The sequence below is a fragment of the Cellulomonas sp. EB106-03-03-XG116 genome (assembly GCF_058792015.1).
Genome location: NZ_JBYTEP010000048.1, coordinates 1 through 17,907 on the forward strand (window position 1 = coordinate 1; position 17,907 = coordinate 17,907).

The window sequence follows — 17,907 nt, forward strand, 5'->3', positions numbered from 1 at the left end:
CCCCCCCCCCAGATCAGGCGCCATGTCTCGTGGGCTCGGAGATGTGGATAAGAGACAGGGCCGGGGCCGCGCGCCGGGCGTCGCCCGCGCCCGCCGCACCGGCGTCGGGCTGCCCGCCGCCGACAGCGGCACCGCCGGCTCTCGGTCCGGGAGCGCCCGCCGCGGCCGCCGGACCCGCCGCACCCGCCGCCACGGCCCCGCGCCCCGCCAGCCCCCGCGGCAGCACGTCCAGGTCCAGCACGTCGCCCGCCGGCTCCGTCGCCCAGGCCCGCGCCACCGACTCGCTCTCGGCGCTGGTCCCGTTCCGCGCGTCGAACTGCCGCGCCAGCGCGGTCGCCTCGGACCGCAGCCAGTCGTCGAGCTCGGCCACGGTCGTCGCGGGCACCGCGGTCAGGCGCACCGGCAGGTCGCCCCGGCCGGCCGAGCGCAGCACGTGCGTCGCCGCGCCGACCAGCCGCGCGAACGCCAGCCGCGAGTACGGCGTGTCCCCGCCGGTGAGGTACTGCTGATCGGCCTCGATCGCCCGGACGGCGCGCTCGGCCTGCCCGCCGCGCGCCAGCAGCCGCACCCGGCGGCCGCGGGCCCCGACCATGTCGGACTCGGCCTCGGCGAGCGCGGCGACGGCGCGCCGGTGCGTCCGGGCGGCGTCGCGGGGCCGGCCCTGGTCGAGGTAGGCCTCGGCGAGGTACGACAGCATGTCGGCGGGCTCGGACGCGCAGGACGGGTCCTCGGCGAGCGTCTGCTCGATGATCCGGATGCCCTCCTCCGCCCGGTCGGTGGCGAGGAGCCACGCGGCGCGGTCGCCCGGGTCGCAGGCCTCGCACTGGGAGAAGTCGTCGCGCGGGGTGGCGACCCACGCCTGGTAGGCGGCCTCCACGTCGGCGGCGCCGCGCTGCCGGGCCCAGGCGAACCGCTCGTAGGCGACCGCGTCCATGCCGTTGCCGGCCAGGGCGTACCGCCGCTCCATGTCCGCGAGCGTGCGGTCGATCTGCTCGGCGGGCACCGTCGGGAAGTCCGCGAGCCCGGAGACCATCCACTTGAACGACCAGAACAGGCCGTGCCGGTCCTGGGCGTCGAAGTGCTCGGGGTGCTCGTCCCACCAGCGCAGCAGCCGCGCGAACGCGACGAACGACCGGTCGACCTCGCCGCCCCACTGGTACGCCTCGACCAGGGTGCCGAGCGCGTACGCGCGCGCGGCGTCGGGCCCCTCGGCGTCGACCAGCCGCACCTGGCGCTCGGCGGCCTGGGTGCGCGCGAGCCCGTACGGCATCTGCCGGACCCGGGTGATCTCGCGGTTGGCCTCGTCCAGCGTGCGGCTCACGCCCGCTCCTCCCCGGCCGGTCCCCCGGCCCCCTCGTCGTCGGCGCCGGGCAGCGCGCCCGGCACCCCCTCGCCGCCGGCGCCGCCCCGCGGGCCCGCGCCGGACCCGGCCAGCCCCGCCCGCAGCAGCACCGACATCGAGCCGGTCATCAGCTCCGACTCCCGCGCGCGCAGCGGCTCGCCGGACAGCAGCAGGGCGGAGACGTACAGGGACCGCAGCCCCGCGGCCACCACCTCGCCCGGCGGCGCGTCGAGCAGGTCGCGCACCAGCGGGCTGGCGTCGTTGAGCACGAGCCGGCGCGCGGCGGCGGGCGCGGCGAACCCCGCGAGCACGTCGCTCCACACGTCGTCGGCCTCGGCCATCGCCGCCCGCAGGTCGCGCTGGTGGTCGCCGTCCCGGTCGTGCAGCAGCACGGCGGGCAGCTCGGCGGGCTCGAACGTCCGCAGCACGAGCTCGGTGTCGAGGGGCCGCAGCACCTCGCCGCCCGCACGGACCGCGTCGAGGGTGGCGAGCTCGCGCTCCGGGGCCACCGGGGCCAGCACCTGCGCGATGTCGCCGGCGCCGAGCGGCCGCACCTCGCCCAGGCCGCGCCCGGGACCGCGCGCGGCGAGCCGCGCCAGCAGGTCGGCGTCGTAGACGTAGCCCGCGTTCACCACGGCCAGGCCCTGCGCGCGGGCGACCGGGGCGATCCGCTTGTACTCCTCGAGCGTCGGCGCGAACACCACCTGCCCGTGCTCCTGGGCCACCTCGGCGAGGGTCAGCGTCCCGTCGGTCGTCTCGTACGGCAGGATCCGCGCCGCGAGGTCGAGCATCGTGTCGTCGGTCAGCGCGAGGGAGCGCACGGCCAGGTGGTGGGTGCTCACGAACTGCCGCGCGAGGGCGGTCGACGACTCCAGGGTGCGCAGCGTCCAGGACCGGACCGCGTCCGCGAGCGCCTCCTGCGTCGCCAGCAGCACCTCGTCCGTGTACAGCGCCTCGCGGGACGCGGTCGGGCGCAGGCCGGAGGCGTCGATGACGCACCGGACGAAGAACGCCCACTCCGGCAGCAGCCCGTCGACGCGCGTGCCGAGCAGCATCCGCTTGAGGTAGACCCGGTGCGACCCGCCGCCGCCCGGCGGCACCGCCGCGGGCAGCACGAACGCCACCCCGGTGACCCCGGCCAGCGGGACCGACAGGTCGATGCTCGCGAGCGGCGTGAAGCCGAGCGTCTGCTCGCAGTACCGGGCCAGCGCCTGCGCGCGGGAGGCCTCGTCCGGGTACTCGCGCGCCCAGGGCGCCTCGGGGGCCGAGATGCGGCGCCACACGTGCCCGGGGCGCGGGGCGCCGTCGGCCGGCAGGTCGTCGGCAGGGTCCGCGGCGCTCGGTGCGGGCGCCGCAGCGGCCCCCAGCGGCACCTCCACCGCCACGTCCACCGGCAGCAGCGAGCCGAACTCCGCGGCGAGGGCCGCGACGGTCTCCCCCGCCAGCCAGTGCTCCAGGTCCCGCCGCGGCCGGAGCCGCACGGTGCTGCCCGCGGGCAGGTCGGCGGCCGGCAGCTCGACGAGGTCGTACGACCCGTCCGCGTGCCCGCGCCAGCGCACGGCAGGCGCCTGCGGGTCGCGGGCGGACCGGGACACCAGCTCGATGGCGTCGGCCACCATGAACGCCGACAGCAGGCCGATGCCGAACTGCCCGAGGAACTCCTCGCGACCGACGCCGAGGTCGAGGTCGCGCTTGGAGGACCGGCCGACGGTCGCGAGCAGCTCCTCCGCCTCGGCGCGGGTCAGGCCCACCCCGGAGTCGGTGACGAGCAGCGAGCCGTCCGGCAGCGGGCGCAGCCGGACGGTCGCCGGGCACCCCGGGTCCTCGGCGCGGCGCGCGGTGATCGCGTCGACGCCGTTCTGCAGCAGCTCGCGCAGGTAGACCCGGGGTCCGGAGTACAGGTGCCGGGCGAGCAGGTCGACCACGCCGTGCAGGTCGACCTGGAACGCCCGCGCGGCGGGTTCCGTCATCGGTGCGGGGTCACTCCCCGGCTGCCGCCGCCTCGGCGGCCTTCGCCGCCGCGGCCTCGGCCGGGAACTGCTCGTCGAGGTGCTCGAACAGGCTCAGCGCGGTGGTGATCCCGCACGCCAGGTGCAGGTCGATCTGCTCGTCGGTCGCGCCGTGCTCGTAGTCGACCGTGTGCTCGGCGTACACGCCGACGACGTCGTCCTCGGCCCGCACGTAGCCCTTCGGCCACAGCTTCTCGGAGTTCCAGGTGTTCACGAGGTCGACCACCCGCGCGTACTGGTCGATCCCGACCTTGCGGTTCCACCGCCCGCGGGTCTGCAGGTACTCCTGCTGGCCGCCGAGGCGGAAGAAGTAGAACAGGTGGCCGTCCCAGTAGCCGCCGATGTCGCCGTCGTCGTCGACCCCGTAGTTCATCTCGCGCGCGTCGAGCACGTCGATGACGCGCTGGTGCGACAGGGGCTGCGGTCCGGGGACGGACGCCGCGGCGTCCGGCTTGGTGAAGAAACCCATGGCGTCCTCGTCGGTGTCGTGCGGGGCCGCCTCGGTCCCGCGGGCTGCGTCGGTGCTGGTGGCGGGCCCGCGAGGGCCCGTCCCCGACGAGCCTAACCCGATTGCGCGAGCACGCAGCCGTCCGAGATGTCCGATCCGGTGAACGGGGGGTGACCACGCTGGCGGCGTCGGCGCCCGCGCGTATGGTGTGCGCATGGGTCTGTTCGGGAACCGCCGCCCCCGCCGCGGACCGGGCCGCCCGGCGAGCGGCCGCGAGGCCGCGCCGGTCCCCGCCAACCCGGGTCGGGGTGGCGCGCGCGGGTCGGAGCCCGGCGGCGTGTCCGTGGACGACGGCCGCCCCACCCCGCTGAGCACCGACCGGATCGTGCGCTGGTTCGAGCGCAACGACTTCCACTACTTCACCGACGACGACGGCGACCTCGGCGGGCTGTGGCGCGGGCGGCTGTTCTACTTCTTCCTGTTCGGCGACCACCAGGAGATCGTCCAGGTGCGCGGGCAGTGGAACCGCGAGATCGCGATCGAGCGGCTCGAGGAGGTGCTCGACGCCTGCACCGAGTGGAACGCCGAGCGCATCTGGCCCAAGGCGTACGTGCGGGTCCGGGACAACGGCATGGTGCACGTCGTCGCCGAGGTCTCCACCGACCTGGAGCACGGCGCGACCGACGAGCAGCTGAGCCAGATCCTGTTCTGCGGCCTGAGCACGTCGAGCACGTTCTTCGACGCGATCGACGAGCTCTACCCCGACCCCGCGGCGGTGGCCCCGTGACCGCGCCCCGCACGCCGGGCTGGCTGTCCCGGGTGCTCGGCGAGCGCGCCGCCGCCCCCGTCCCGCAGCGACGCGTGCCGCTGCAGGCCCGGCCGACGCCGCTGACCCGGGACCGGGTCGCCTCGGCGCTGTCGTCCCGCGGCTACCACTTCCGGGTCGACGAGGACGGCGACCTGACCGGCGTCTGGAACGACTCCCGGTTCTGGTTCCTGCTGCTCGGCGAGCAGCGGGAGATCCTGCAGGTGCGTGGCCGGTGGCACCGGCAGCTCCCGGTCGACAGCCGCCGCGCGGTGACGCTCGCGCTCAACGACTGGAACCGCGAGCGCATCTGGCCGAAGCTCTACCTCCGCGAGGAGGAGGGCCAGCTCGCCGTGTACAGCGAGGTCTCGACGGACCTGGAGCACGGCGTGACCGCCGAGCAGCTGGACCAGCTGCTGTCGTGCGGGCTCGGCACCGGGGTGCAGAGCTTCGCCTCGTTCGACCAGCTGCTGCCGCCGCAGGTCTGAGCGGCGGCCGGCGCCGGGTCCGGCGTCAGCGCCGCCCGAGGGTCGGCAGGCCGAGCAGCACCGGGGCGGCCGGGCCCGCGGGGGCACCGGTCCCGCACGCGTCGCCCGCGCCGCCGTGCGCGCGGTCGTCCTCGCCCGCCTGCCGCCGCTCCCAGGCGTCGCCCGCCCGGGTCCGGCGCACCGCGAACGTGCCGCCCTGCGCCGCCGAGTCGGCGACCAGGTGGTGCGGGGCCGCGTGCGTGACGTCGACCGTGACCAGGTCACCGGGGCGTGGCGCGTCGGCCTCCGCCAGCCCGCCGGGCAGCGCGAGGTGCACCAGGCGGTTGTCCGCGGCGCGGCCGGACAGCCGGCGGGTCTCGCCGTCCTTGCGGCCCTCGCCCTCGGCGAGCAGCACCTCGACCGTGCGGCCGACCTGGCGCTGCGCCTCCTCCAGGCCGATCCGGTCCTGCAGCGCGATCAGCCGCTCGTACCGCTCCTGGACGACCGCCTTGGGCAGCTGGTCGGGCAGGTCGGCGGCCGGCGTGCCGGGGCGCGGGGAGTACTGGAACGTGAACGCCGAGGAGAACCGGGACGCCTCGACCACGCGCAGCGTCTCGGCGAAGTCCTCCTCGGTCTCCCCCGGGAAGCCCACGATGATGTCCGTGGTGATCGCGGCATCCGGCAGCTGCGCGCGGACCCGGTCGAGGATGCCGAGGAACTTCTCCGACCGGTAGGACCGGCGCATCGCGCGCAGGACCCGGTCCGAGCCGGACTGCAGCGGCATGTGCAGGCTGGGCATGACGGCGGGCGTCTCGGCCATCGCGGCGATGACGTCGTCGGTGAACGCGGCCGGGTGCGGCGAGGTGAACCGCAGCCGCTCCAGCCCGTCGATCGACCCGGCCGCGCGCAGCAGCTTGGCGAACGCGCCGCGGTCGCCGAACTCGACGCCGTACGAGTTCACGTTCTGGCCCAGGAGCGTGACCTCGATCGCGCCCTGGTCGACGAGCGCGGCGACCTCGGCGAGCACGTCGCCCGGCCGGCGGTCGCGCTCCTTGCCGCGCAGGTGCGGCACGATGCAGAACGTGCAGGTGTTGTTGCAGCCGACGCTGATCGACACCCAGCCGGCGTAGGCGGACTCGCGGCGGGTCGGCAGCGTCGACGGGAAGACCTTGAGGGACTCCTCGATCTCGACCTGCGCCGCCTCGTTGTGCCGGGCGCGCTCCAGCAGCACCGGCAGCACGTCGAGGTTGTGCGTGCCGAACACGACGTCGACCCACGGCGCGCGCTCGACGATCCCGGTGCGGTCCTTCTGCGCCAGGCAGCCGCCGACGGCGATCTGCATCCCCGGGCGGGCGCGCTTGGTCCCGGCCAGCCGGCCGAGGTTGCCGTACAGCTTGTCGGCCGCGTTCTCCCGCACCGCGCACGTGTTGATGACGATGACGTCGGCCTCCTCGGCCGCCGCGGCCTCGGGCGACGCGGCGACGTAGCCGGCCTGCTCCAGCATGCCGGCCATGTGCTCGGAGTCGTGCACGTTCATCTGGCACCCGAGGGTCTTGACCAGGTACGTGCGCGCGGGCGCGCCGGCCGGCGACGTGGGGGCGTCGGAGGCCACGAGGACGGGGGGCGGGGTCGTCGTGCTCATCGCGGACCAGGGTACGTCCGCGGCTCGCCGTCCTCCGCAGCGATGACTTGCCTGAGGTGTGCACATGACCGGGCTGTTTCCGATCTGTGACCTGGAAAGGTGGCGCGGGTAACACGAGCCTCATAGGTTCCAGGGATGGCACAGCCCGACCCGGCCCCGGCCCCCACCTCCGCGGCGTCCCCGGCACCCCACCCCGGTGCGCCCCTCGTCGTCCTCGAGCACGTGGAGAAGCACTTCGGTGCGCTGCACGTGCTCCAGGACGTCAACCTCACCGTGCGTCGCGGCGAGGTCGTCGTCGTGATCGGCCCGTCCGGCAGCGGCAAGTCCACGCTGTGCCGGACCATCAACCGGCTCGAGACGATCGAGTCCGGCTCGATCACCGTCGACGGCGTGCCGCTGCCCGCCGAGGGCCGGGCGCTCGCCCGGCTCCGCGCCGACGTGGGCATGGTGTTCCAGTCGTTCAACCTGTTCGCCCACCGCACCGTGCTGCAGAACGTCACCCTCGGGCTGCAGAAGGTCCGCCGGATCGGTGGCCGCGAGGCGAAGGAGCGCGCGATGGCGCTCCTCGAGCGGGTCGGCGTCGCCAGCCAGGCGGACAAGCTGCCCGCGCAGCTGTCGGGCGGCCAGCAGCAGCGCGTCGCGATCGCCCGCGCGCTCGCGATGGAGCCCAAGGTCATGCTCTTCGACGAGCCGACCTCCGCGCTGGACCCCGAGATGATCAACGAGGTCCTCGACGTGATGACGTCGCTGGCGGCCGAGGGCATGACGATGGTCGTCGTCACGCACGAGATGGGCTTCGCCCGGCGGGCCGCCGACCGCGTCGTGTTCATGGACGGGGGCGCCATCGTCGAGGAGGCGGACCCCGAGACGTTCTTCACCGCCCCGCGCAGCGACCGGGCGCGCGACTTCCTGTCGAAGATCCTCACCCACTGAGCCCGGGCGCCCCCGCGCCCGCAGCACCACGCACCACCGCACGAACCCCGACCGGCACCGACCGAGACGCACCGCACCCGACGCGACCCCAGGAGCCCGACATGAGAACCCGCACCGCAGGCCCGATCGCCCTCGCCGCCGCCACCGTCCTGACCCTCGCCGCCTGCGGCGGGTCCGACGACGCCGACGGCGGCTCGACCCCCGAGGTCTCCGACGTCGAGGCCGCCGACTTCCCCGAGGGCTCCACGATGGCCGAGCTCGCCGAGGCGGGCTCCATCACGATCGGCACCAAGTTCGACCAGCCGCTGTTCGGCCTGGTCGGCCCCGACGGCACGCCCGAGGGCTTCGACGTCGAGATCGGCAAGATCATCGCCGGCGCGCTCGGCATCCCCGAGGACGGCATCGAGTGGAAGGAGACGGTGTCCGCCAACCGCGAGTCGTTCATCGAGTCCGGCCAGGTCGACATCGTCGTCGCGACCTACACGATCAACGACGAGCGCAAGGAGGTCGTGTCGTTCGCGGGCCCGTACTACGAGGCCGGGCAGTCGATCCTCACGCTCGCCGACAACGAGGACATCCAGGGCCCCGACGACCTCGCGGGCAAGAAGGTCTGCACCGTCTCCGGGTCCACCCCCGAGGCGAACCTGCTGGAGAACTTCCCCGACACGGAGGTCGTGCCGTTCGGCGCGTACTCCGACTGCCTCGAGCCGCTGCGCGGGGGCCAGGTCGACGCCATCAGCACCGACAACGTGATCCTCGCCGGCTTCGCGGCCGACGACCCGACGTTCGAGGTCCGGGGCGAGCCGTTCACCGAGGAGCCGTACGGCATCGGCCTGGCGCTCGACGACACCGACTTCCGGATGTGGATCAACGACGTCCTCGAGCAGTCCTACGAGGACGGCACCTGGACGGCCGCGTGGGAGGCGACCGCCGGCACCGTGCTGCCGACGCCCGAGCCGCCCGCCGTCGACCGCTACTGACGGCGCCGCGGCGCCCGGGTGCCACCGCTCCCGGGCGCCGCGCGGCCCGTCCGCGCCGTCGACGCCCCGTCGACGCCCTCGTCGACCCCGTCGTCCCCCGAAGGCAAGGACCCCCGCGTGGACCTGATCGCCGACAACCTGCCGGCCTACCTGAGCGGCTTCCGCGTGACGCTGCAGCTCACCCTCCTGTCCGGGGCGTTCGCCCTGGTCTGGGGCACGGTGCTCGCGGCGATGCGCGTCTCCCCGCTGTCGACGCTGCGCGGCTTCGCCGTCACCTACGTCGAGCTGCTGCGCAACACCCCGCTCACCCTGGTGTTCTTCTTCCTGGTGTTCGTGGCGCCGCAGTTCGGCGTGCTCCCGCCGCTCGGCTTCTGGACCGCCGTCATCGCGCTGTCCGCCTACACCTCGGCGTTCATCTGCGAGGCCATCCGGTCCGGCATCAACGGCGTCCCCGTCGGCCAGGCGGAGGCGGCCCGGGCGATCGGGCTCACCTTCGGGCAGACGCTCGGGCTGATCGTGCTCCCCCAGGCCGTGCGCTCGGTGATCCCCCCGCTGATCAACGTGCTCATCGCCCTCACCAAGAACACCTCCGTGGCCGCGGGCTTCGCGGTCGTCGAGCTGCTGGCCTCCGGCCGCCGGATCGCGCTGGCGAACCCGTCCGAGGCGACGCTCGCGCTCGTCGGAGTCGGGCTGTTCTACCTGGTCATCACCATCCCGGCCGGCTACCTGGCCGGGGTCCTCGAGCGGAAGGTGGCGTTCGCCCGATGAGCACCGTCCTGTACGACGAGCCCGGACCCGTCGCCCGGCGGCGCGAGCGGATCGGCTCCGTCGTCGGCGGCCTGCTGGTCGTCGCCCTGCTCGTGCTGGCGTTCCGGTACGCCGACGGCCGCGGCCTGTTCGGCGCCGACCGCTGGGACGTGCTGTACGACCCGCCGAAGAACCAGTCCGCCGAGGCCGTGTGGACCTCGATGGTCGTGCGCGGCCTCGGCGCCACCCTGCGGGCCGCGGTCGTCGCCGCCCCGCTCGCGCTCGTGCTCGGCCTGCTGCTCGCGATGTGGCGCACCACCCGGATCGCGTGGCTGCGCGCGCCCGCGACGGTCGTCATCGAGCTGTTCCGCGGCCTGCCCGTGCTGCTGATGATGCTGTTCGGCCTGCTCGGCTTCGGGTGGGACGCGTTCGCCGCCGTCGTGTTCGGCCTGACGGTCTACAACATGGCGATCATCGCGGAGATCCTGCGCGCCGGGCTCGCGTCGCTGCCCAAGGGCCAGACCGAGGCGGCGTACGCCATCGGGCTCTCGCGGTGGCAGACGCTGCTGCTCGTCCAGCTGCCGCAGGCGGTCCGGACGATGCTCCCGAGCCTCATCGCGCAGCTCGTCGTGCTGCTCAAGGACTCCTCGCTGGGGTTCATCGTCGGGTACCCCGAGCTGCTGCGGGCGATGCAGACCAACGCGCAGTACTTCGGGCAGAAGTACTACGTGGCGCTGTTCCTGGTGGGCGCCGGGATCTACCTCATCGTCAACATCTCCCTGACCCGGCTGGCCGTGTGGCTCCAGCGCCGCGGCGGGACGAAGACGGCGGGCAAGGTCGCCCGGGACGTGACGATCGCGCCGGCGGGCGTCGGCGGCCCGGGTGCAGGCGGGACGGTCTGACGACCGGGCGCGTCAGCCCGCGGTGGCGCTCGCGCGGACCTCGCGGACGACCGTCACCTTGATCTCGCCCGGGTAGGACAGGTCCTGCTCGATGTGCCGGGCGATCTCGACGGCCAGCCGGCCGATCTCCGTGTCCGGCACCGCGCTCGGCTCGACGACCACGCGCATCTCGCGGCCGGCCGCCATCGCGAGCGCCCGGCGGACGCCGGCGTGGCTCGCGACGAGCTCCTCCAGCTGCTCCAGCCGCTCGACGTGCTGGTCGGTGTCCTCGCGGCGGGCGCCCGGGCGGGCCGCGGACATCGCGTCCGCCACCTGCACGAGCACGGCCTCGACGGTGTCCGCGGGGACCTCGTCGTGGTGCGCGGCGATGCCGTTCACGACGGCCTCGGACTCGCCGTGCCGGGCCGCCAGCGCCGCGCCGACCTGGGCGTGCGTCCCGGGCACCTCGCCGGTCAGCGCCTTGCCGAGGTCGTGCAGCAGGGCCGCGCGGCGGGCGACGTCGACGTCGGCCCCGATCTCCCCCGCGACCTGCGCGGCGATCAGCGCCGACTCCACCAGGTGCTCCAGCACGTTCTGCCCGAACGACGTGCGCAGCCGCAGCCGGCCGAGCACCCGCACGAGCTCCGGGTCCAGCCCGCGCACCCCGGCCCGCTCGGCGGCCGCGTGCCCGGCCTCGTCGGCGCGCTCGTCCGCGCCGGCCTGCGCCTCCGCGTACGCCGCCTCGATCCGCTGCGGGTTGATCCGGCCGTCGGCCATCAGCGCCTCGAGCGCCACCTGGGCGATCTCGCGCCGGTCCGCGTCGAAGCAGGACAGCACGACGGTGCCCGGCGTCTCGTCGACGAGGACGTTCACACCGGTCAGGGCCTCGAACAGCCGGATGTTCCGGCCCTCCTTGCCGATGATGCGGCCCTTCATCTCGTCCGACGGCAGCGGCAGCAGCGTCACGGCGGCCTGGCTGCTCGTGGGGACGGCGGCGCGCTGCGCGGCGGTGGCGAGGACGCGACGGACCCGCGCGTCGGCGGTGCGGCGCGCCTGCGCCTCGACCCGGCGGACCGTCGCGGCCGCCGCGGTCTGCGCCTCGGCCGTGAGCTGGCGGAGCAGCTCGGCCCGGGCCTCCGCCGCCGTGAGGCCGGACGTCGCCTCCAGGCGCTCTGCGGCCTCCTGGGCCGCCGCGGCGAGCCGCTCGGTCGCCTGGCGCTCGGCCGAGGCCCGCTGCTCGGCGGCCTCGCGCTCGGCGGCGGCCAGTCGCTCCGCGGCGGACACGGCGGCGGTCGCCGCCTGCTCGGCCGCCTGGCGGCGGAGGTCCGCGGCCGCCTCGTTCGCGGTCCGGGCGGCGCGCTCCTGCTCCGTCGCCGTGCGCTCGGCCGTCGCGGCGAGCTGCTCCCGCTCGGCGGCGCGGGCCTCCCGGCGCTGCGCGTCCGCGAGGGCGGTGCGGGCCTCGTCGCGGATCGACTGCACGTCGTCCTGGGCCTGGCGGCGGACGGCGGCGGCCTCGCGGCGCGCCAGCAGCACGAGCACGAGCGCGACCAGGCAGGCGGCGAGCAGGCCTACGACGATCGCCACGTCCTGCATGCGTCCACGCTCCCGGTCCCTGGTGCTGCTGCTGGCCCGGGCGGTCGCGGTGCCGCGTGCCCGGGGTCCTCGCGCGCCCTGCCTCCCGCCCGCTCCCGGGCGCGACCGCCCTGGACGGGCGGCACGCGGGTGGGTGCGGGCTCGACGGCGACGTGAGTGGCCCCATTGTTCCTCATGCGGGTGACCGCCCCGGCGAGGTCGCGCCCGGGGCGTCGCGGCACTTCGGGGCGTCGCAGCACTTCGGGTCACCGCAGCACTTCGGGGCACCGCAGCACTTCCGGGCGTCGCAGCTCTCCGGGGCACCGCACCTCCCGCGGGCGTCGCCGCGTCAGCGGGCACCGCAGCGCGGGGCACCGGACCACTCCCGGGGGCCCCACGCCACCCCGGCGTGCCGGACCGTCAGACCGTGCCGACTGCGCCCGTCCACCCGTCGCCGGGGTCGCCGGCGTCCGCGCCCTCGGCGTCGAGCTCCTCGCGCACGACCCGCGACACCAGCGAACCCCCGTACCCGCGGCGCCCGAGCGCCCCGTACGCCCGGCGCAGCCGGACCTCGCGGTCGAGCCCCCGGGTCGCGCGGAGCTTCTTGCGGGCGAGCGCGCGGGCCGCCTGCTCCTCGTCGGCGTCGTCGACCTGCTCAAGCGCCTCGCGGGCCACCTCGTCGTCGACGCCCTTGCGGCGCAGCTCCATCGCGAGGGCGCGCCGGGACATGCCGCGCTCGGCGTGCCGGCTGCGGACCAGGACCTCGGCGTAGGCGGCGTCGTCCACCAGACCGACCTCGGTGAACCGGTCGAGCACGCGGTCCGCGACGTCCTCGGGCACGTCGCGCTTCGCCATCGCCTCCGCGAGCTGGAACCGGCTCCGGGGGGCCGCGGTGAGCTGGCGCAGGGCGATCGCGCGGGCGACGGAGTCGGGGTCGGGCTCGGCGTCGGCCGCGGCGGCACCGCCCTCGGGCGGCTCGGTCGCGGGCGCGCGGCGTCGACCGGTGGCGGGGCGGCGCGCACCGCCCCGGCGGGGGCCGGGGGCCGAGCCGGGGGCGTCACCGACGCCCGGGTCGGCGCTCGGATCGCCCCCCAAGTCGACGGCGCCCGGGTCCACGGCGCCCGGGTCGACGACGCCCGGGTCGGCCGCGGGCGTGGCGGCCACGGGCGCCGGCCAGGCACCCCCGGACCGCGCCACGATCTCGGCGAGCCGCGCCGCGACGGCCGCGACCTCCGGCGACTGCTCCTCCGAGGTGGTCGCGGGTCCGCCGGTGCGCGGGCGCCGGCGCGGCGCACGCTCCGCGTCGACCCCGGTGGGCGCGGCGGTGCGCGAGCGGGCAGGAGTGCGCGAGCGTGCAGGGGTGCCCGAGCGTGCAGGGGTGCCCGAGCGCGAGACGGTGCCGGAGCCGTCCCCCCACGCGTCGCCCGCGACCTCGTCGTCCCCGACCGGAGCGGTCGCCGCGGCGCCACGGCCCCCCGGCGACGCCGGCCCCGCCGTCTCGTCCTCCCACCCGGGAGCGGGAGGCGGCGCGTCGTCCTCCCACACCGCGGCGGGAGCCGGGGCGTCGTCGTCCCAGACGGACGCCGAGGACTCCCCCGCCCCCGACCAGGCGGACGCGTCACCGTCGGACAGATCGTCCCACGCCGACTCGCCCGCCGGGGCGGTGTCGAGCCACGCCGAGTCGTCCCCGGCCGCCTCCGCACCAGCGGCGGCGGCCGGGTCGTGCCGTGTCGACATCAGAAGTCGACCTTCACCTCCGCGCCGGCGGGCGCGTCGACCTTGGCACCGATGCCGAGCTTCTCGAGGATCTTCTTCTCGATCTCGGCGGCGAGGTCCGGGTTGTCGCGCAGGAACCCGCGCGCGTTCTCCTTGCCCTGGCCGAGCTGGTCGCCCTCGTACGTGAACCAGGAGCCGGACTTCCGGATGAACCCGTGCTCGACGCCCATGTCGATGAGGCCGCCCTCGCGGGAGATGCCGACGCCGTACAGGATGTCGAACTCGGCCTGCTTGAACGGCGGCGCCATCTTGTTCTTGACGACCTTGATGCGGGTCCGGTTGCCGACGGCGTCCGAGCCCTCCTTCAGGGTCTCGATGCGGCGGATGTCCATGCGGACCGAGGCGTAGAACTTGAGCGCCTTGCCACCGGTGGTGGTCTCGGGCGAGCCGAAGAACACGCCGATCTTCTCGCGCAGCTGGTTGATGAAGATCGCGGTGGTGCCGGACGCGTTGAGCGCGCCGGTGATCTTGCGGAGCGCCTGGGACATGAGGCGGGCCTGCAGACCGACGTGGCTGTCGCCCATCTCGCCCTCGATCTCGGCCTTCGGCACGAGCGCCGCGACGGAGTCGATGACGATGATGTCGATCGCGCCGGAGCGGATCAGCATGTCCATGATCTCGAGCGCCTGCTCACCGGTGTCCGGCTGGGACACGAGCAGCGCGTCGGTGTCGACGCCGAGCTTCTTGGCGTAGTCCGGGTCCAGCGCGTGCTCCGCGTCGATGAACGCGGCGATGCCGCCCTGGCGCTGGGCGTTGGCCACGGCGTGCAGCGCGACGGTGGTCTTACCGGACGACTCGGGGCCGTAGATCTCGACGATGCGGCCCTTCGGCAGACCGCCGATGCCGAGCGCGACGTCGAGGGCGACGGAGCCGGTCGGGATGACCTCGACCGGGGCGCGACCGTCGTCGCCGAGACGCATGATCGAGCCCTTGCCGAACTGGCGGTCGATCTGGCTGAGGGCGGCCTCGAGAGCCTTCTCGCGGTCCTGGGGTGCGGGCATGGTGTTCCACCTCGTGCGTCTCGTGCAGCCTCGCGCTGCGCCGGCAGGGCTGGTCTTCTCGTGTCGTGCGCTGACGCTATGCCCGACCACCGACATGGACCCCGGCCCCGTCCACAGCCCGCACGGCCCGCCCTGCCTGGGGACGACCCGCCGGCCGCACCCGGACCCGCGGCGCGCCAACGAGAGCCACTCTACCGAACACGTGTTCGATCGGCGCCGCACCGACACGCCGGGCGCGTCCCGCCCCGGTCAGCCCGCCGGCGCACCCACCGGACCGCCCGCGACGTCGCCGACCGGGGACACGCCCGGCTCGCCGAGCCGGACCGCCTCCCCCGGCGCCAGCAGCACCGGCTCCACCTGGGCCCGCCGCGCGAGCGCCCGCGCGAACGCCGGACCCGCCCGGTCCATCCACCCCGGCGGCAGCCGCCGGGACGCGGGTGCGTGCAGCGTCCCCCAGTGCACGGGGACCGCCCACCGCACCCCGACCGCCTCGCACACCTCGGCCGCCTGGTGCGGGTCCATGTGCCCGCCCGACAGCCGCGGCCCCCAGCCGCCGACCGGGACGAGGGCCAGGTCGATCGGGCCGCCCGCGAGGTCCGGCAGCCGGCGCATCTGCGGGTACGGCGCGGTGTCGCCGGCGAACCACACCCGGAGCCCGGGCGCGACGACCAGGAACCCGTGGGTGGCGTTCGGCCGGTGCGGCATCGGGCGGTGCCCGTGCTCGGCGGGCACCGGGCGGACGCGGACCGCGGTGCCGGGGACGGTCCACCACTCCTCCGCCCCCAGGCCGACCGCGTGCAGCCCCTGCCGGTCGAGCCAGTGCGCGTTCGCCCGCGCGGCGAGCACCGGCACGTCGCCGAGCAGCCGCAGGGAGCCGATCTCGGCGTGGTCGTGGTGCAGGTGCGAGACGAGCACGGCGCCGGCGTCGGCCCAGTCCTCGGGGTGCGGCGCCGGGGCGCTGCGGCGCAGCAGGCCGGCGTGCGGGCGCAGCAGCGGGTCGGTGACCAGCCGCGTCCCGCCGACGTCGAGGACCACCGTCGCGTGCCCGAGCCAGCGCAGCGTCGCGCCCGCGCCGGCCGGGTCGCCGGCGGTCACCTCCCCGCCTCCGCGGCCTCGTCCGCCGCCTCGTCCGCCACCCGGCGCGTCGCCGTCCGGCGCAGCCCGAGCCCGGTCGCCCAGCGGACCAGCTGCTCGTGCACCCGGTCCGCCCCGACGGGCATGCGACGCCCGTCGACGTCGGCCAGCAGGTCGTCGTCGACCGCGAGGTCCACGGGGTGCAGCAGCACGGCCCGATTCTGCGCACCGCCGAGCCCGCCGTGCGACCCGACCTGCCCCTCGAACGCGTGCACGTGCCCGTCCGCGGAGACGTCCGACAGGACGACGAGGTCGCCCACGTGGTCGAGCCGACCGAGCCGCCGCAGGTCGTCCGCCGCCTGCCCGCCGTACCGCGCGACCGGGTCCACGCCGTCGACGGCGGCGCCGCCGTCGGCCTCCTCGAGCCACGCGACGCCGCCCGGTCCGACCGCCGCGAGGCCGCGCGCCGCGGTGTCGACGACGACCAGCCCGATCCCGGGCGTGCCGGCGAGCCCGCGCACGAGCCCCGGCCAGCGCTCCTCGACCTCCTCGAGCACCAGCCGCCGCCCGGACCGCGGGAACCACACCATCCCGAGGTTGCCCGACCCGGCGACCGCGACGTCCGGCGGGGCGGCCCCGTCGGACCCGGGCTCCGGGGTGTCGCCGTCGCGGCGGTCCCGGCCCGGCGGCCCGAGCACCCGCGACCGGTCCGCGCCGTGCCGCGCGGAGGTCGAGCTGAGGAACGCGTTCAGCGGACCCCACTGCTCGTCGTCGGTGCCCGCCTGCACCGCGGCGACGCCGGCGCCGGCCATGTGCCCGCGCACGACGTCGACCAGCGGCCGGCCCGCGACCTGCTCGAACGTGGCCCCGAGCGACTGCCCGTGGTCGGACAGGACCACCACCCGGTAGTCGCGCGGCGCGGCGGCGACGACCCGGACGAGCGTGTCCAGCACCCGGTCCAGGCCCTCCAGCGCGCGCATCGACTCCGGCCGGGTCGGGCCGGCGTGGTGCGCGATCTCGTCGTAGTCGACCAGGTCGACGAAGACCACCGGCGCCCCGCGCACGAGCTGCTCGGCGACGACCGACGTCGCGAGGTCCCGCAGCAGCACGTTCGTCACCCCGCGGAGCACGACGTACCAGCCGCGGCGCGGCACCCGGGGCCGCACGCCGCGCACCCGCTGCCGCCGCCCCTGGTAGAGCTCCTTGACCATCTCGCCGATCGTCAGCGTGACCGCGCGCGCCAGCACGAACGGGCTCGCGAAGAACCGCAGGTAGGACGTCCCGGGACCGATCCCGCGCCGCGCCTGGCTCATCACGAGGTGCTGCCGCTCGGCGTCGCCGGAGAACATCGTCGCCACCGACGCGCCGCCGTCGGCGAGCAGCCCGCGGCCGTCCGACAGCCGCCGCTCCACCAGCGCGGCGTCCTCCGGGTGGTTCGTCACCACCAGCCGGCCGACCTCGCGGTCCCACCACCGGAACGAGCAGATCTCGTCCGCGGCGCCGTGCAGCAGGCCGGCCTGGCTCGCCGGGGTCGTCGACGGGGCCTGCGCCCACCACTCGCGCACCACGTGCGTGCCGTCCGCGACCCAGCGCGCCATCGTGGGCGCGAGCCCGGCGTCGACGGCCTGCGCGAGCACCGGCGCCGCGACGCCGTCGAGCTGCACCACCAGCAGCCCGGGTGGCCGGTCGTCGGGCACGGCGCCGCCGCCCTCCCCGGCCCGGCGGGCGTGCGCCCGGGCCCGGCGGAGCACGTCGCCCACCACGTAGTCCGAGTCGGAGGCGCCCCAGACCCAGCGGCCGACCGCCATCACGACCGCCGCGATGACGAGCACCTGCACGACGGCCCAGGCGTTCCGCACCTGCAGGCCGGGCAGCAGCGTCAGCGCCAGCCAGGCGACGAGCACCTGCGCGGCGAGACCCGCGAGCAGCGCACCCATCGCCCCGCCCACCCGGGCGAGCAGCCGCAGCGGCGGGCGCAGCAGCAGGTCGCCCACCGCGACCGCGAGCGCCGCGAGCAGCACCGACCCGGGGTTGGAGGCGCTCACCCCGTCGACGACCGCGATCGCGATGCCGAGCCCCAGGGCGGTGGTGACCAGTCCCAGCAGGGCGTCGCCCACGTCGCTGAGCGTGACCGACCACCAGCCGGGCTGCGGGCGGTGCGGGTCGTCGGGCGACACGTCCTCAGCCTGCCACGCGCGGGCGCGCCGCGGGCGACCCGTTGCGGGTGGGG

General features: G+C 75.9%; 15 protein-coding genes. 6 read left to right on the forward strand and 9 right to left on the reverse strand.

Features of this window, described 5'->3' with window-relative positions; genetic code table 11:
- Positions 1-13 precede the first annotated feature (13 nt).
- From AC3WUG_RS15565 to AC3WUG_RS15575, 3 genes are read right to left on the reverse strand one after another with little or no spacing between them, the layout of a single operon-like run.
- A complete protein-coding gene (locus AC3WUG_RS15565) occupies positions 14-1,321 on the reverse strand; it encodes a hypothetical protein (RefSeq protein WP_492328499.1) in 1,308 nt (435 codons plus the stop codon).
- The gene (locus AC3WUG_RS15570; RefSeq protein ID WP_492328500.1) at positions 1,318-3,312 is read right to left on the reverse strand and encodes an HSP90 family protein; all 1,995 of its coding nucleotides are present in this window, start codon (positions 3,310-3,312) and stop codon (positions 1,318-1,320) included. The genes AC3WUG_RS15565 and AC3WUG_RS15570 overlap by 4 nt, the downstream gene beginning before the upstream one ends.
- Before the next feature lie 10 nt (positions 3,313-3,322).
- The gene (locus tag AC3WUG_RS15575; RefSeq protein ID WP_324843648.1) at positions 3,323-3,820 is read right to left on the reverse strand and encodes a type III secretion system chaperone family protein; all 498 of its coding nucleotides are present in this window, start codon (positions 3,818-3,820) and stop codon (positions 3,323-3,325) included.
- 193 nt (positions 3,821-4,013) lie between these two features.
- Here AC3WUG_RS15575 and AC3WUG_RS15580 point away from each other — a divergent pair, with 193 nt between their 5' ends.
- On the forward strand, positions 4,014-4,586 hold the full coding sequence (locus AC3WUG_RS15580) for a type III secretion system chaperone family protein (protein ID WP_492328501.1): 573 nt from the start codon (positions 4,014-4,016) through the stop codon (positions 4,584-4,586).
- On the forward strand, positions 4,583-5,092 hold the full coding sequence (locus AC3WUG_RS15585) for a type III secretion system chaperone family protein (protein WP_246855151.1): 510 nt from the start codon (positions 4,583-4,585) through the stop codon (positions 5,090-5,092). The genes AC3WUG_RS15580 and AC3WUG_RS15585 overlap by 4 nt, the downstream gene beginning before the upstream one ends.
- Before the next feature lie 25 nt (positions 5,093-5,117).
- Here the strand turns inward: AC3WUG_RS15585 and miaB are convergent, their stop codons facing one another.
- Positions 5,118-6,713: a tRNA (N6-isopentenyl adenosine(37)-C2)-methylthiotransferase MiaB gene (gene miaB, locus AC3WUG_RS15590; RefSeq protein WP_492328502.1), complete on the reverse strand. Its 1,596-nt coding sequence runs from the start codon at positions 6,711-6,713 to the stop codon at positions 5,118-5,120.
- 135 nt (positions 6,714-6,848) lie between these two features.
- On the opposite strand from miaB, the gene AC3WUG_RS15595 reads away from it, so the two are divergent.
- The 4 genes from AC3WUG_RS15595 (at position 6,849) to AC3WUG_RS15610 (ending at position 10,275) form a co-directional block, all read left to right on the forward strand.
- Positions 6,849-7,646, forward strand: coding sequence for an amino acid ABC transporter ATP-binding protein (locus tag AC3WUG_RS15595; protein WP_492328503.1), 798 nt, complete (start codon positions 6,849-6,851; stop codon positions 7,644-7,646).
- Positions 7,647-7,747: 101 nt separating this feature from the next.
- Positions 7,748-8,626 carry a glutamate ABC transporter substrate-binding protein gene (locus AC3WUG_RS15600; protein WP_492328504.1) on the forward strand — a complete coding sequence of 293 codons (879 nt, stop codon included), beginning with the start codon at positions 7,748-7,750 and terminating at the stop codon, positions 8,624-8,626.
- Positions 8,627-8,743: 117 nt separating this feature from the next.
- Positions 8,744-9,394, forward strand: a complete 651-nt coding sequence (locus AC3WUG_RS15605; RefSeq protein ID WP_492328505.1) for an amino acid ABC transporter permease — start codon at positions 8,744-8,746, stop codon at positions 9,392-9,394.
- Positions 9,391-10,275, forward strand: coding sequence for an amino acid ABC transporter permease (locus AC3WUG_RS15610; protein WP_492328506.1), 885 nt, complete (start codon positions 9,391-9,393; stop codon positions 10,273-10,275). Before AC3WUG_RS15605 ends, AC3WUG_RS15610 begins: the two co-directional genes overlap by 4 nt.
- 12 nt (positions 10,276-10,287) lie before the next feature.
- Here the strand turns inward: AC3WUG_RS15610 and rny are convergent, their stop codons facing one another.
- The 5 genes from rny to AC3WUG_RS15635 form a co-directional block, all read right to left on the reverse strand.
- Positions 10,288-11,847 carry a ribonuclease Y gene (gene rny, locus AC3WUG_RS15615; protein ID WP_492328507.1) on the reverse strand — a complete coding sequence of 520 codons (1,560 nt, stop codon included), beginning with the start codon at positions 11,845-11,847 and terminating at the stop codon, positions 10,288-10,290.
- A 399-nt stretch (positions 11,848-12,246) separates the two neighbouring features.
- A complete protein-coding gene (locus AC3WUG_RS15620; protein WP_492328508.1) occupies positions 12,247-13,563 on the reverse strand; it encodes a regulatory protein RecX in 1,317 nt (438 codons plus the stop codon).
- A complete protein-coding gene (recA, locus tag AC3WUG_RS15625; RefSeq protein WP_147793820.1) occupies positions 13,563-14,603 on the reverse strand; it encodes a recombinase RecA in 1,041 nt (346 codons plus the stop codon). Before recA ends, AC3WUG_RS15620 begins: the two co-directional genes overlap by 1 nt.
- A gap of 249 nt (positions 14,604-14,852) precedes the next feature.
- Entirely contained in the window at positions 14,853-15,698 is an 846-nt protein-coding gene (locus AC3WUG_RS15630) for an MBL fold metallo-hydrolase (RefSeq protein WP_492328509.1), read from the reverse strand.
- The gene (locus tag AC3WUG_RS15635; RefSeq protein WP_492328510.1) at positions 15,695-17,854 is read right to left on the reverse strand and encodes an alkaline phosphatase family protein; all 2,160 of its coding nucleotides are present in this window, start codon (positions 17,852-17,854) and stop codon (positions 15,695-15,697) included. The genes AC3WUG_RS15630 and AC3WUG_RS15635 overlap by 4 nt, the downstream gene beginning before the upstream one ends.
- Positions 17,855-17,907 lie beyond the last annotated feature (53 nt).